The 14,430-nt window shown below is 47.9% G+C and carries 12 protein-coding genes and 1 pseudogene; 3 read left to right on the forward strand and 10 right to left on the reverse strand.

The genetic code is table 11. The features are described 5' to 3' along the window. Positions 1-121 precede the first annotated feature (121 nt). The gene (locus tag I2G61_RS16450; protein ID WP_229100716.1) at positions 122-1,363 is read right to left on the reverse strand and encodes a hypothetical protein; all 1,242 of its coding nucleotides are present in this window, start codon (positions 1,361-1,363) and stop codon (positions 122-124) included. A gap of 255 nt (positions 1,364-1,618) precedes the next feature. Further along, a pseudogene (locus tag I2G61_RS16770) lies at positions 1,619-2,101 on the reverse strand (HTH domain-containing protein); the annotation flags it as partial. Between the two features lie 516 nt (positions 2,102-2,617). Here I2G61_RS16770 and I2G61_RS08295 point away from each other — a divergent pair. Beyond that, the gene (locus I2G61_RS08295; protein ID WP_139248657.1) at positions 2,618-3,328 is read left to right on the forward strand and encodes a DUF6577 family protein; all 711 of its coding nucleotides are present in this window, start codon (positions 2,618-2,620) and stop codon (positions 3,326-3,328) included. A gap of 8 nt (positions 3,329-3,336) precedes the next feature. Continuing rightward, positions 3,337-4,407 (forward strand): nucleotidyl transferase AbiEii/AbiGii toxin family protein, encoded by a 1,071-nt coding sequence (locus I2G61_RS08300; protein ID WP_072685473.1) that lies wholly within the window; start codon positions 3,337-3,339, stop codon positions 4,405-4,407. 100 nt (positions 4,408-4,507) lie between these two features. Here the strand turns inward: I2G61_RS08300 and I2G61_RS08305 are convergent, their stop codons facing one another. Next, on the reverse strand, positions 4,508-6,469 hold the full coding sequence (locus I2G61_RS08305) for an FAD-dependent oxidoreductase (RefSeq protein WP_072685472.1): 1,962 nt from the start codon (positions 6,467-6,469) through the stop codon (positions 4,508-4,510). 153 nt (positions 6,470-6,622) lie between these two features. Between I2G61_RS08305 and I2G61_RS08310 the strand changes: the two genes are divergently transcribed. Further along, positions 6,623-7,507, forward strand: coding sequence for an AraC family transcriptional regulator (locus I2G61_RS08310; RefSeq protein WP_072685471.1), 885 nt, complete (start codon positions 6,623-6,625; stop codon positions 7,505-7,507). A gap of 206 nt (positions 7,508-7,713) precedes the next feature. On the opposite strand, the gene I2G61_RS08315 is transcribed toward I2G61_RS08310, so the two are convergent. From I2G61_RS08315 to I2G61_RS08345, 7 genes are all read right to left on the reverse strand, one after another. Further along, entirely contained in the window at positions 7,714-8,196 is a 483-nt protein-coding gene (locus I2G61_RS08315) for a PTS sugar transporter subunit IIB (protein ID WP_072685470.1), read from the reverse strand. Continuing rightward, positions 8,193-8,576 (reverse strand): PTS sugar transporter subunit IIA, encoded by a 384-nt coding sequence (locus I2G61_RS08320; protein WP_072685469.1) that lies wholly within the window; start codon positions 8,574-8,576, stop codon positions 8,193-8,195. Before I2G61_RS08320 ends, I2G61_RS08315 begins: the two co-directional genes overlap by 4 nt. A 14-nt stretch (positions 8,577-8,590) precedes the next feature. Then, positions 8,591-10,510: a BglG family transcription antiterminator gene (locus I2G61_RS08325; protein WP_072685468.1), complete on the reverse strand. Its 1,920-nt coding sequence runs from the start codon at positions 10,508-10,510 to the stop codon at positions 8,591-8,593. Between the two features lie 51 nt (positions 10,511-10,561). Continuing rightward, positions 10,562-11,041 carry a PTS sugar transporter subunit IIB gene (locus tag I2G61_RS08330; RefSeq protein WP_006057890.1) on the reverse strand — a complete coding sequence of 160 codons (480 nt, stop codon included), beginning with the start codon at positions 11,039-11,041 and terminating at the stop codon, positions 10,562-10,564. Positions 11,042-11,062: 21 nt separating this feature from the next. Further along, positions 11,063-12,151 (reverse strand): SIS domain-containing protein, encoded by a 1,089-nt coding sequence (locus I2G61_RS08335; protein ID WP_072685466.1) that lies wholly within the window; start codon positions 12,149-12,151, stop codon positions 11,063-11,065. A gap of 182 nt (positions 12,152-12,333) precedes the next feature. Then, complete coding sequence (locus I2G61_RS08340) at positions 12,334-13,905, reverse strand: PTS system mannose/fructose/sorbose family transporter subunit IID (protein ID WP_006057892.1); 1,572 nt, start codon at positions 13,903-13,905, stop codon at positions 12,334-12,336. Positions 13,906-13,963: 58 nt separating this feature from the next. After that, the gene (locus I2G61_RS08345; protein ID WP_072685465.1) at positions 13,964-14,365 is read right to left on the reverse strand and encodes a PTS sugar transporter subunit IIA; all 402 of its coding nucleotides are present in this window, start codon (positions 14,363-14,365) and stop codon (positions 13,964-13,966) included. Positions 14,366-14,430: the final 65 nt, after the last annotated feature.

Below are 14,430 nucleotides of genomic sequence, written 5' to 3' on the forward strand. Positions count from 1 at the left end.
CCTCCCACCTCTCAATTTAAGCGCTTTCATGAGATACTTTTATTATAGGAACACTGTTGTTTTTAAGAAACAAAGAAAAATACTCCTTTAAAAGAGTACTTTTCAGCGTCGCTGATAAAAATCAACGAATTAAATTAATTTTTAATTCCGCTCTGACCGCATGCTCCATGGCTTCAATCAAAGCTTTACTTTTTACCTCATAACGGGAAAGAATTCTTCCTGCGCTGAGTTTCCGGCATAAAATTTCCAGAAGTTTCATCCTGACAGGATTGTCCAGAGCCAGAACTGCGAAACAAATCGTCTTCACCGTTCGGCCTTTCCAGCGGATGGCATGTTTAAACCTGTGAATTTGAAAAATTTCTTTTTTAACGATTTCCTGATCGCCAAGCAATACGATGACTTCTTCGTTTAAAACGAGAAAGGAAGAAAGAAAATCTTGCTTTAACTGCTTCTCAAGGAGTTTTCCTTCTTTTATCTGCAGGCAGACTTTGTATGCGAGTTGGTGAATGAACTGCGCTTCACTTTTGAACGCGCTGTGTTCATGAAGTGAGATCTTCTCCTTGTCTGGCAGATAAAATTCCAACTCATAACAAGGCAAAATGTAATCGTTAATAAACTGGCTGATATCGTCTTTGTCAGGAATAAACGCTGTAAAAAACGGCGGAATCGTTTCTTTATATGCAAAATCCAAAGTCAGAAGTAAAATGCAGTCGTAATTCTTCCGCGCTAATTCTCTTACCTCATAAAGCTCAACAGCTTGATTGCTTTCGATGAAATCACCGAAAAGTCGGTTCCATCTTTGGATCATCAGCTCCGCCATATCCATACCGTTCTCACAGTGTGTAAGCATTTTTAATTGCCGGTGCGGAATTTCAATTTGTTCGCATTCATGATAAATAATCTGAACTAATTTTGTGATTTCTTCCACGCTGAATGAATAATGGATTTCTTCTTTAACGAGGGTGGCGAGCTTACATGCAGCATAATAACAAATCGGCGAGTTCAAGACGACAATATCGGTAATTTGATTGATGAAATGGCCGTTTTCCGGCAAGTTCCATTGCTTGCGGAATAATGCTTTGCATATCAGGTTTATCAATGCTCCATGCAGTGTTTCAATCGTGATTAACATGCGAATCCAGGGATTAACCGGATGTTCTTCTATTGCGTGGATAACCTGATACCCACGGCTGCAAAGTTCTGGCGAGGAAAGAAAACCGGAAGTTCCAGCAGTCTCCTGACTGATGCGGAGTAATTGGGCAACGATCCCTCTTTCATCTTCATCTACGCAAAAATCCGGATTTTCCTTTACCAGCTGATCAAAAAGCAGGTGAACATATTGAATTTCCGGCCATGTCCGCATTTCAACTTTCTCTTCGTCAGTCAAATATAAAGGATACCAGGCCGAACAGCGATGCCGCATTACAATCAGATAGGCTGTAATTCTCTGAACGTTGATATCTTTGATCCGGATATGACAGCTTTGCAGAACATCGTAGATAAGATGTCTGATTTTTGAAGCTTCATCATTTTCGCAGGCAATCCATCGCCAGTAATCCGGATCGACTTCCTTTAACAGATAAAAATTATAATAAACTCCAATCAGATCAGTAATCGCAAACCGTTTGTTTTTCTCTTCCCCGATGACGATCAGGCCTTTATTCTGCCAGGCTTCCACGGACAGCTGATAGTCGGCAAGCAGTTCATACGCTTGCTTCAGATCTTCTTCAATCGCGCCCTTGGACAGATACATCTGGGCTGCCAGACTGCTGATGGTAATCGGCTTTTCCTGGGATAATAATTTACGGCAGAGAAAAATGACACGTTCAGAATGACTGTCGGAAGTCTGTGTTTTAATCATGTTCTGAGTCAGCGGAATCTGAAAATGAGCGTCGAAATTCGTTTTATCATGAATTTGGATACGATATCCCCGTCCCTTTTTCACTTCAAGCAGGGCGCCATATTCCGGAAGTTCGTCTTTAATTTCCTGTATTGACTGAACCACTAATTTCCGACTGATTCCCATAATCTCAGAAATCTGCTTCGCTGTAATGTAATTATCTTCCTTCATAATCAGATAGATTATCCGTTCATTTCTCATTTTTTATGCCTCTTCGAATTTATCCCGGCTTTATTTACAGTGTAACGAAATTCCCTGACCAAAGCAACCTGTTAATTTCTGGAAATGATTACAAAGCTTTCTGACAAAGGGAATTTCAACAGCTTACCTAGTTTATTATAAAATAAAATATCTGGAACTATAGTAGAAGCATATAAAGATGAAAATTCAATTACAGACATCAATATCATTTAACTTCTGCGTTGATTAACAGTAAACAGTAAACAATTTTGATAAATAATCTGATACCAAATAAAGCTTTTTCCTGGCCTAAACTTCCATAAAATCACGTTCTTTACTACTGGCAGCAGGACACTTCAAGCAACGAGGTATTTACTCAACACAAGATCCACGTGGAAAATTGGCAAAAATTTAAAAATTTGCCAATTTTCCACGTGATAGTTATCTTCATTCTATTTTGTGGTATAATATGTCAGTAGATGAATTATCGGCAAAATTTTAAATTTTTGCCAAAATATCACGTTGGAGGTGATGGTCTTGATTTATTATGAAATCATCGATTCTATGCGAGATGAAAGAGAATTTAGCCGTAAAGATTTACGAAAAGTAATTAGGCAAAAAAATCCTGATTTTAATTTTAATAATCTTAGCTCTTTATTAGAGAGATATTTGCGACAGAATTTAATTAAAAAAATAGATAAAGATCAATACACAGTCATTACCAACAAAAAAACTTACACTTATCAGTTAAGTCAGGAATTAAAAGAAATTCATGATTTTTTAGAAGAACGATATCCAGAAATTAACTTTCAAGTATGGGAATTTTCTCAATTAAATGAGTTTCTGAATCATTTACTTGCTAACAAGACTTACGTCATTGAGGTAGAATCTTCCTTTGTTGAATCGTTTTTTGATATTTTAAAAGAAAAGTATTCTAAAGTTCAATTAACACCTACTGTTGAGGAGTTCTATAGGTATGCTGAATGGGGTACGATTGTCGTTAAGAAACTGATTACTGAATCTCCATACGACATGGATACTCCACATCAACTAAGGTTAGAAAAATTATTAGTAGATTTGGTCGCTGATAAGTTCACTTCAGGTCTGATTAACAATTCAGAGACTGCTGACATCTATGAATATTGCTTTAAGCAATATAACATTGATGTAAAAAAAATTCTGCGTTATGCGCGAAGGAGAAATGCAGAAAAAAAAATAAAAGAACTATTAAATAAAGTGAAAGGATAACGGGGGAAATGATTGATACCAATATTTATACACAAAACTATATTCAAAGTTTAACCGAGGATATAAAAGCAGACCGCAATCTTGTAGAAAGATGTCTCTTTGCCTTCGGATTACTTGAAGCCTTATCGAGAGTGAAAATGCCATTCATTTTCAAAGGCGGGACATGTTTGTTATTACTTTTGGATAATCCTAAACGATTATCTACGGATATTGACATCATCGTGGAACCAAATACTGATTTAAATGAATATTTGCATAAAGCAGAACAAGTTTTTCCATTTAAGCACATGGAGGAGAATATCAGAAGAGGCGGAAACAACATTGAGAAAAGACATTATCGTTTCTACTATGACTCACCTATCCAGTCAACAAATACTAATATCATTTTAGATGTCGTTTTTGAGGAATGTCCATATGTTAAGCTTTTAGAGAGAAATATCGAAAATCGTTTTCTGAATGTTAAACAACCCAACATTTTTGTAAAGATACCCACTGTGGATTGTATTCTAGGAGATAAATTAACGGCATTTGCTCCCTATACAATAGGAATTCCATTTGGTGTGGATAAAGAGTTAGAAATTATTAAGCAATTAAACGACATTGCTTGTTTATTTGATGAACTTGAGGACTTTCACGCAGTAAAAGCAACCTACATCAAAACAGCAGAAATGGAAATTGGATTCAGAAATTTGAACATTCACTATAAAGACTGTTTAATTGATACGATACGTTCTTGTCTATGTATTATGGCTAAAGGTTCTATACTTAAGAATGATTATGAATTATTCTTACAAGGGATACGAAAAATAAAAGGACATCTATTGGGTTACAAATATAACCCGGATATTGCTGCAGATCAAGCCTCAAAAGTTTTATATCTTTGCGGATGCTTACTCACGGATCATGAATTTGAAAAAACCGTTAATTTAGTGAATTGCAAAGAAATTAGAAAGTTACCTGATCCTTTGAAAACATTATTCTATCTCAAAAAATTTAATTTCGATGCATTTGGTTATCTATGCGAGACTTTGAATTTAATGGATTTAGAGCAATTACTTTGGGAGAAAACATTGAGTTGATAAACTGAATCCGCTGCAAACTCTTTGCAATTCATACTATAAGAAAAGACAGAACAATCGTTTGGGATCATTCTGTCTTCTTTCTTGAGGTAAACTTGAATTACTGTGCGGAAGCCTGGTTCAGGCAGTCGGTGACCGCATCCAGAATTCTGCCGCTGGACAGCGTGCAGCCCGAGATTGTGTCGACGTTGACGGAGTTTTCCGCAACGATCGCCGCCGGCAGATCACTGATCGCCTTATCGGCGACACCCGCTGTTTCATGCTGTTCAACGATTTCAACCGCGCTGATCTTGCCGTCCGCAATCGTTGTCTTGACTGTCATCTGACCTTCCTGACCTTCGACCGTCGCCGTGTATTCGCCGTCTTTCAGCGTCTTGCTCATATCGAAGCGATCCGCGGACGCCGTTTCCTTCTCAAACAAGGAAGCGTCGAACAGGTTGGATGCCGCTTTCACGGTATAGCCTTCCGCCAAGGTATCCGTCATAGCTGTACGGCCTGCAATCCGTCCGAAGGTGATCGGGCCCATGACGCCGGTGCCGCCGGAAACGAACTTGCCCCAGATGCCGCCGGTGCATTCGCCTGCCGCGTACAGACCCGGAATGACGTTGCCGCTTTCATCCAGAACATGCGTCTGCGTGTCGATCGAAACGCCGCCCAGCGTCATCACAACCAACGCTTTTAACGGAATCGCATAATACTTGTCGCCTTCGATCTTGTTGACCGCCAGGCTGTAAGCGGATGGCGTCGCGTCAAAGCTGCGTCCGAATTCATCTTCAACTTCGCCGTCGACGGCTTTGTTGTAAGTTTCAACCGTAGCCTTCAGCGCATCCGCCGGAACGTTGATCAGCGCGGCCAGTTCGTCCAGCGTCGCCGCCGACTTCACCAGGTTCTTCGCCCGTCCGGTTTCCGGATTGAAATAAAGCTGATACATCATATCGCCGCCGGCTGCAGAAAGATCCGCAACGATCTTGTCGGTGAAGATATCATATTGAACCGCGCCCGGCTGTTCTTCCAGCGCGACTTCACGCACATCGACGCGCGCTTCCTGTTCGTTGACAAACCGCTTGCCTTCCTGATTGACGCAGATGCCGCCGGCCTTCCAGGTGTAAGTAGAACCGATCGTTCCGCTCTGCGGACCTGTCTGCACGCCCATCGGGAACGTCGGGATGTAGCTCATCGCTGTCTCATCGACGTTGGCGCCGACTTCCTGCATCATCCGCAGCCCTTCGCCCATCGAGGTTGTAGAGCTGAGGTAATCCGCGCCGTGTTCCGCGTATTTGCCCATCAGCTTGAAGTTTCCGGAATAACCGCCGGTCGCCATCACGACGCCTTTGTTGGCAGTATATTTAATCGTCTTGCCGTCTTCGGCAACCGCTTCAACGCTTAAGACCTGACCCTTGTCGTTCGCCAGCAGCTTCACGCCGTCGGTGTTGAAATCAATCGTAACGTTGTCCAGCGTCTTGATGTACTGATCGAGCACCTCATGCGCTGCGCTGGAATAATGTTCCTTGTCGTCGGCCTTCGGTTTGTAGGTCCGCTGAACGGAATATAACTGATGTTCCGGCGCGAAGACCGCTTTGCCGCCGGTCGCTTTGTCTAACGAGAATTCGTTGTCGGCTAAGCCGTGCTCCAGCATCCATTCGAACATGTCGGTATCTTCGTTAACAAAGGTTTCGATCAGTTCGCGGTTGCCCAGCTGAGCGCCGTTTTTCATGATGTCTTCCACAAAGGAAGCCTTCGTGTCTTCGATGCCGGCTTCCTTCTGCAGCGAGGTTTCCGCCGCAGACATCGATCCGGACGTCAGATTCAGATTCCCGCCGGTACGGTTTGTCTTTTCAATAATGATGACGTTCTGCGCGCCGTTGTCGGTGGCCGCGATCGCAGCGGATAACCCCGCTCCGCCTGCGCCTACGACGATGACGTCGGCTGTTTTCTCTTCATCATACGCCGTAGCCGGCGCTGACGGTTGTTGTTCCACAGGCTTGTTGTTGGACGTTGAGCATCCGCTCATCGCGGAAACCATCAACAAGAAGGCTGAACATAAGGCTACTGTTTTCTTCATTTCTTTCCTTCCCTTCTGATTGTAAGTTTATCATTTAAGAATGTTTTCACAATATCAAATTCACTCCTGATTTTAAGAATTTCAGAACCTTCATTTTTGCATTATGGAAATCTATGTTATACTTAATTCAACAGAAACTGAGGTGATTGTGGAATGAATTCAATTTATACGCCCATAAAGAAAGATAATTTCTCCAAAATCGAAGAAGAATTTGATTATGAAATTCTTAAAATAGGAAGGTTTTCCAAGAAGCCGCCTTTGATCAATCACAGCATTTTCATGAACCATTTCAAGATCCTGTTCTTCCTGCATGGACATTGCCGGATTATCGTTGAGGATCAGGAATACCAGGTCGGGCCGGGCGATCTGCTGATCGTGCCGATCAACGCCTTTTATACGGTCAGTTCCGTCGGCGAAGACACAATCGAGTTTTTCTTTCTCCATTTTACCGTTCAGCCGGTGCATAAAATCGCACGGTTTATCGAGTCGCTGGAGCTGACGCAGATTCTGGTGCTGCACGATACGATCAACGAAGTGCTGGTGCATCAGCTGCAGCACACGATTAAAAAGGTCAACGAGCAGGAGCCGGGTTATTATCTGGAAGCAGTCCTGCTTCTGCAAAGCCTGATGCTGCGGCTGCGGATTCTGCGGCAGGAAGGTGATCATCAGCGGGCAGCTTCCCCGCATGTCCGCTCCAGCGAGGAAACGGTATTCAACCAATGCGTCCGCTATCTGCAGGAGCATTTGAGCGAAAATATCACAGTCGACAAGCTGTGCGAAATCGCGCATGTCTCGCAGAGTTATTTATACCGCTGCTTTAAAAAGCTCGTCCAGCAGTCGCCCAGCCAGTTTATCCTGCAGTTTAAGCTGCAGAAAAGCCAGGAATTGCTGAAAACAACGGATGATTCGATCACCGCGATTGCGGACGCGACCGGCTTCTCCTCCATCTATTTGTTCTGCAGCACCTTTAAAACCGCGCTGGGGGTAACCCCGACGCAGTTCAGAAAGCATTTTAAAAATCAGGGCTCCGGCGCTTAAGCCGCGAAACCCTGATTTTTTTATATCTTTAGAGGCCGCATTCTCTCCCGACTGAAATGAAGCAAGCTTGCGCTGCCTCCGCTGGCTGATCGCGTTCTCGATCATATGCCTGCCCTCGCCGTTTGTTCCGCGGTCGGGAATGCGAAATCCTTTGGCGAAAACCGCCTCGGTTAAAAGCTCAGGATAGCCTTGTCTGATCCTGACTTCTAAAGCTGCTTCAGCACGCTCTCCGTCAACAAGCTTTCCGCTGCCTCGGGCGAATGCCGCACCGTGATCGTAATCTTCCGTTCTAACAACCGCCGGCAGATCGCGATGTCCTCGCTGGTCAGCGCCGTCCGCTCGTTCAGGATCTTCCCGTTGGGGCGCATCCGCAGGCCGCCCAGATTCAGCGTTTTCAGCTCGCGGAAATGTTCCAGCACCTGATTGGCGTCGAACAGACTGCCGACGATGATCAGCACGTTGTCCGGCGATTCCAGCTGCCTGCGTACGATCTCAAAGCCCGCTTCCACCTCCGCGATCTGTAAGCGCACCTCGCGCGGCTTCGCCAGCCCCAGAATCATCTTGGTGAATTCGTCGTTTGCCGCCTCGTCGTTCAGGACGAGAATCATATCCAGATTGTAATAGCTGGTCCAGTAAAACGCCACCTGTCCATGAAGCAGGCGATCGTCCACGCTGACCTGTCGGATCATTCAGACCGCGCTCCCATCATGGCATTGACATAAACCATCTGATCCTTCGCCGCGTTTACAATCTCCTCGATCTGCGTCCCGTCGCTCACCTCGGAAAACAACATTTCCAATAACACCGAAATATTCGCTCCGCTGATCAGATAGAAATCCCGCGTTCGCAGCTGCCGCATCGCTTCCAGATTGACGCTCCCCCCGACCAGATCCGTCACGACGCACAACGGCTCCGCCGGATCCCGCCGGTCCAGATACGCCTGCAGCTGTTGTTCAAAATCGTTATTGTACGGAAGCAGATCCACATTGTTCAGATCATCCTTAAAAAATTTCAGCGTGTTGGCCACGCCCTGGGCATAGTCGCCATGTCCGGCAATCAAATATCGCATGTGCCCGCTCCTTTCTAATTTTTACTTAACACTTCAATCAAATCTTCATACTCCGTGATTTTCCCTGAAAACGGTTCGCGGGGATCGTTGATCATCTCGCTGATGAAATCATAGCCCAGCCGCAGCGAATCCAGATCGCCGTTGATGTTGACGAAGATGACCGCTTGTGCCCACAGCTTGTTCCAGATAATCGGCTTTTTCAGAAAACCGATATAGATGAAGCTTTCCGGCAAAGGTTTTAACGTGTGCAGGAAGACGACGCCTTTGGTCGTTTCATGTGACAGGATATGCTCCGCTTCCCAAAACATCGCCAGAATCTCTTTCCAGTTGTCAAACGCTTTAGCCACCTCGCGGAACACCTCGTCGCGCACGCTCCCCTTGAGACTGCCGTTGAAATAGCGCGGGGAAAAATAGCGCGCCAGCTTGCGGAAGGACAGGCGGTTGTGCTTGATCGACTGCTGGATCTGTTCGCCATACGACAGCCGGCCGTCCATATAAATCGACGGCACCGGATAGGATGCCTGCAGCGGCACCGTGCTGAGGATCAGTTCCGCCTGATGCAGATCATGATTTTCCAACTCGCCGACGTCGCAGATCTCAATCATGTTCGCCAGCGCCGCGTGATTTTCGTTGATCTCATTGATCAGCGTGATCGTTTCCGGCCGGCCCCGTCCGCACACGACTAAAATCTTGGCGCCGTGCGGCCGGCTCTCCGTGGAGAACAACAGATTGGTATACAGCACGAGATAGGCAAATTCATTTTTATTCATCCGGACGTTGAAATTCTGTTCCAGAATATCGCTGATCATCATCGTGATGTGAGTGGAAAACAAATATTTATTCAGGAATTCATAGATCATCGGATTGCGCATGACCAGACCGCTGCGCAGCCGCGCAACCATCGCCGGGATGTGCATCCGCAGATATTCCTCGTAGCGATCCTTATTGATCGCGATCACGCCGAAGCGCTTTTGCAGCATCCGGTAAATATCGTACAGTGTTTTCTCTACCTGTTCGATTTCCTCGCTGGTAATTTCGTCCAGTTCCGTGATGTGCTTGGACTTGAAATGCAGCGCGAAGTAGAGAATCTCCTCCTGCGGCAATAAGATTTCAAGCTTGTCCTGCAGCCGCTGCACCAAATCCTGCGCCGCCGGCCATTCCCGCGCGACGCTCGTTCGAAACTCATCCAGATTTCCGTTCTCAATTTTTACGTAATTGTAGAATTTCCAGCGCCGGATGGAGACGATGATGTGGATCACGAAATTCTGCAGCGACTGATCGGACATGTGAATGCCGTATTTTTCCATAATTTCTTCCAACAGGTCGCGCACAAACCGGATTTCATTCTGATTGGTGCTGGAAACAAACATCGCGTTGTCAGCCGCAAAATAGCCTGTCGAGACATTGGCGTGAAAGAAATATTCGGCGATGCACAGCCGTTTGGCAATTTCCTCCCCGACTAACAATATTCCATAATTCGGCCGGGAAATCAGCTCCAGATTGTAGTCCTTGAAGATTTCCCGCACTTCCTTCAGATCGGCGGTCAGCGTGGAGCGGCTGATATACAGCTCGTCGACTAAATCCTCGATCGTCAGATAATAATCCACCGTCAACAGCTTCTTCACGATGTAATTGACGCGTTCGTAACGGTACTTCGGCACGGTCTGCGCGGTTCGCAGCTCACGCCGCTTCAGCTCCGTCAGAAACTGATTATAGAGAAATTCATCGCCCACCGACAGCTGGTAACCGACCCCGGTCCGGGCCAGAATAGCCGCGTCGTAGTCCTTGAGGATCGCGTTCAGCTCGCCGATGTCTTTTTTGACCGTGCGCGCCGACACCTTGACCTTTTCCGCCAGCTGGGCGCTGGTCAGCGGCTGGGAGGCTTCCCCCAGCAAAATCAAAATTTGTTCCAGGCGGTCGCTGATGTATTCCATCCGCTTCCCCTCCTCTCTTAAAAGAATGCAGGGTTGCCCCTGCATGATGTGCTACTGCAGCTTATAATCCTTGAAGTACGTCTTCTTCCCATCCGGAATCAGGCGCAGCTCGACCTCAAAGCCGTCGCTGACCAGCTTATTGCACAGCTCGATATCCTTCTGCGACACCGCGATCGCGCCGATCAGGTTCTCCTTCGTTTCAGCGTTCTTGCGGATTCCGCCCAGATTCAGCGAACCGATTTCCGGGATGCTGGTGAGGATGTCGGCGGCGTCGGGGATGTTGTTGGTGATGACCATGACGTTGGTGCTGCTTTTTAAGTGAGTGCGGATCAGCGCCTTCGCTTTCTCCACGCTTTCGCAGACCAGCTTCGTTCCCCGCGGCTTGGCGATATCCAGCGTCATCTTCTGGAAATCATCCTTGGCGATCGCGTCGTTGGCAAGGATGATCATGTTGATCGACAGCTGCTTCGTCCAGGAAAATCCGACCGCGCCGTGGATCAGACGGTCGTCAACACGCAGTAATTTTATCATTCGCTTGTTCCTCCTTGTTTTTTACAAGCCGACTTCGTTGCCGGTTTTCGGCGCTTTGGAGCCCATGATGTCGTTCATCCGTTTGCGGGCTTCGTCCAGCGGATTGACCCATTTGTCGCGGCCCATCGCGGAGATCACCTGGAATGGGATGACGTTGAACAGGACGCTGAAATGTTCGTCGAGATGATGATTGATCGTCAGCACTTTCGGATCGTCGATCTTGCGGTTGGTGATCAGATAGACGCGGGAGGTGAGCTCATGGACGCTTTCGTACATTTTGACCGCGCGGTCGCTCGGCTGTCCCAGCGAATCGACGATGATCACCGTGCGCTCAGCGTTGGTCTCAATCGATGGTCCATGCAGGAATTCCTCCATCTCATAAGCGGTCGCGGCATGGCCGGTCGTCTCCGCGATCTTCAACGCCCCTTCCAGTGCAACGGCGTGATTCGGGCCATAGCCCAGAATCTGCACGCGCTTGAGGTCGGTCAGCTCTGCTTCATTGGCGGCATACCAGAGTTTTGCTTTTTCCACCGTCTGATCCATCGTGTCACAGGCCTGCTTCAGCTGTTCATAATATCCGGCGGCTTCTTCCGCGCTGATCAGGCCCTTGGCCTTGCCCGCCTCAATCGCGAACAACATGTAGTATAAGCCGAGCGTGACGACGCCCTTGGTGACAAAACCGATCTTTTCAATCCCCATGCCCCAGTTCAGACACAGATCGCAATGCTCCTTCATGACGCTCTCGACATTGCCGGTCAGGCCGATCGCCGTCAGGCCATGATCGCGGGCTTTCTGCAGGGCGTCGTTGGTGTTGGTCGAACGGCCGCTCTGCCCCGCGCCGAAGACAAACGTCTTTTCATCAAAGATCGTTTCATAATGATTAAAGGTAAACGAAGTGACGACTTCCGTTCTGACCTTGAGGACCTTTTCGACAAAGTATTTTGCCAGACAGGAGCCGTTGTAGGAAGATCCGGAGGCGATGATCAGGATCCGGTTGTACTCCTTTTTCGTATACAGATCGACGGCCGGCTGTACCAGCTGTGAAGCTTGTTCGATGTTGCGGCGGCACTGCGCCGCGCTTTCTTCAATATAACCCATCATCGTTTCCATTTCGACAATTCCTCCTTATGTTTTTCATGGAAAAGAGGAAGCAAGGCCCTTCGCAAAAGCCTTGTTCCCCTCCTTGTGCAATGCGGTCTGCCTGCCCTGCCGCTTTAAAACGCGCTAAACTTGACCCAAAATGGACGCTTCAGTCCACGGACAGGGAGACATAAGCCGTTTGAAGACTACGATTAGAGAATGCCGATGACGTTGCAGACGATGCCCAGAATGAACATGCCGATCATGATGTGCAGCATGTTGACCTGCTTCTTTAACAGCCAGGCGGTCGCCCACGTAATGCACAGCGGCAGCAGGCCCGGCAGAATTTCATCAAACAGCGACTGCAGCGCTAACGGTTCCATCTGGCCAAACTGAATGACTAACGGCGTCGAAACCGAAACCATCGACATCGTCATCGCGCCGATCACCATCAGGCCCAGGATGCCGAAGCACAGCGTCAGCTTGTCCATGATGTTCGACTTGTAGATCTTGTTGATAAACTTGCTTCCGAAATCATACGACTTCCACATCAGATACCAGCGGGCCAGGAAATGCGGTGCGTTGTAGAGCAGAATGAAGACGAAAGGCGCCAGCACGTTGCCCTGTAAGCCTAACTGCGCCGCGACGCCGGCCGCGATGACGCGGAAGGTGCCCTGGAACAGCGAATCGCCGATGCCGGCCAGCGGTCCCATCAGCGCTGCTTTGACAGCGTTGACCGAAGCCGGAGCCAGATCCGGATTGCTCGAGATTTCTTCTTCCATCGCGCAGGAGATACCGAAGATCAGTGTCGATACCTGCGGCGTCGTGTTGAAGAATTCATAGTGACGGCTGAGCGCCATCGCCAGATCCTTCTTATCCGGATAGAGTTCTTTTAACGCCGGAATCATCGCGTAGCAATAACCCGAGCCCTGATAATTCTGATAGTTGAACGAAGCTTCCAGCGTATGTGCGCGCCAGTACACGCCCATTAACGCCTTGCGGCTCAGACGCTTGGTTTCGCGCTTTTCGTCCGTGACTTCCTCTTCCGCCGCTTCCTTGTCCTCCGACTTGATGAAGAAGAAGGCGATCACCGCGAAGGCTGCGCCCAGGATCGCGACGCCCGTGTTGGTCATGCCCAGGAAGGCTGACAGCACGAAGCCGATGAAGTAGAACGCGCCGATTTCGCGGGTCCAGATCATATTCAGCAGCATCGCGAAGCCCAGTGCCGGCAAGATCGACGTGCCGACCTTCAAGCCGTTGTAGATCCACTGCGGAATGAAATCGACGACCGCCTGAACTGCGCCGGTGCCTAAATAGATGGACGCGAAGACCAGAATCATCATGATCAGACTGAACAGCCACCAGGTCAGCCAGTGATACCGTTCCACCTTCTTGTAATCGCCGATTTCGCAGGCTTTCTGCATCTCGACGATCCAGTACTGCATGACGACGCGGATGAACGTTTTTAACATATTGAACAGAATGCCGGTCGGAATTGCGATGGTCAGCGCGAACGCCGCGTCCTGACCGGACAGAATCGCCAGCCCGCCGCCGACGATCGTTGCGATGGAAACGTCCATGGATACCGAAATACCGATGTTCATGACGCCGATGAAGGCCAGCTCCAGCGTGGCGCCGATCAGAATTCCGGCTTGCAGATCCCCCAAAACCAGGCCGACCAGCGGTCCGAGAACGATCGGTTTGGTCAGCATCATGTAACCGTTGATCATATCGGTTCTCGACACGAGATAGATCAACGACAGAAGCAGTGCGTTTAGTAACATAAGTGTTTACCCCTTTCTTAACCTTGGTCTGTGATGCGGTGGGCCTGTCGGTTTGTTTTCAGCTCTCGCTTCCTTTCTTTTGAATAAATGAATTAACATAACAGATCCGGCTCTGCGCTTCGCTGACGCAGCGCTGCAGATCAGCGGCCAGATCGTCTGTTTCTTCCAGTTTCAGCACGTTGAGAATCAATTCGAGATTGACCCCGGCGAGGATGTGGCAGTTGGGCTTCAGCAGGCTGCGCATCATGTATTGATTGACGCTGCCGCCCAGCAGGTCGGTCATGATAATCCAGGTTTCCGCTTCGTGGCCCTCCATGATCTTCTGCATGCGGGTTTCCAGAGGCGTTTCGTCGGTATAGGCACACAGGGCTGTCACGTCCGGATTTTCGCCTGCCAGCCGGCACACCGCGCTGGTCAGTCCGGCGGCGTATTCGCCATGACTCGCGATCAGATATTTCACATTATTCCTCTTTCCATTCGTCCTTTTCAATGCCATTATAGAAAGCTTTGTAATCATTAACTACT

The sequence above is a fragment of the Holdemania sp. 1001095H_141210_F2 genome, assembly GCF_015558105.1.
Classification (GTDB): domain Bacteria; phylum Bacillota_I; class Bacilli_A; order Erysipelotrichales; family Erysipelotrichaceae; genus Holdemania.

What these genes read in the sequence shown, in the direction of transcription:
- I2G61_RS16450 (WP_229100716.1), bottom strand. Translation starts at nt 1,363, where the DNA reads ATGCGGACATGGCCGGAAATTCAATATGTTCACCTGCTTTTTGATCAG.
- I2G61_RS08300 (WP_072685473.1), top strand. Translation starts at nt 3,337, where the DNA reads ATGATTGATACCAATATTTATACACAAAACTATATTCAAAGTTTAACC.
- I2G61_RS08305 (WP_072685472.1), bottom strand. Translation starts at nt 6,469, where the DNA reads ATGAAGAAAACAGTAGCCTTATGTTCAGCCTTCTTGTTGATGGTTTCC.
- I2G61_RS08310 (WP_072685471.1), top strand. Translation starts at nt 6,623, where the DNA reads ATGAATTCAATTTATACGCCCATAAAGAAAGATAATTTCTCCAAAATC.
- I2G61_RS08315 (WP_072685470.1), bottom strand. Translation starts at nt 8,196, where the DNA reads ATGATCCGACAGGTCAGCGTGGACGATCGCCTGCTTCATGGACAGGTG.
- I2G61_RS08320 (WP_072685469.1), bottom strand. Translation starts at nt 8,576, where the DNA reads ATGCGATATTTGATTGCCGGACATGGCGACTATGCCCAGGGCGTGGCC.
- I2G61_RS08325 (WP_072685468.1), bottom strand. Translation starts at nt 10,510, where the DNA reads ATGGAATACATCAGCGACCGCCTGGAACAAATTTTGATTTTGCTGGGG.
- I2G61_RS08330 (WP_006057890.1), bottom strand. Translation starts at nt 11,041, where the DNA reads ATGATAAAATTACTGCGTGTTGACGACCGTCTGATCCACGGCGCGGTC.
- I2G61_RS08335 (WP_072685466.1), bottom strand. Translation starts at nt 12,151, where the DNA reads ATGGAAACGATGATGGGTTATATTGAAGAAAGCGCGGCGCAGTGCCGC.
- I2G61_RS08340 (WP_006057892.1), bottom strand. Translation starts at nt 13,905, where the DNA reads ATGTTACTAAACGCACTGCTTCTGTCGTTGATCTATCTCGTGTCGAGA.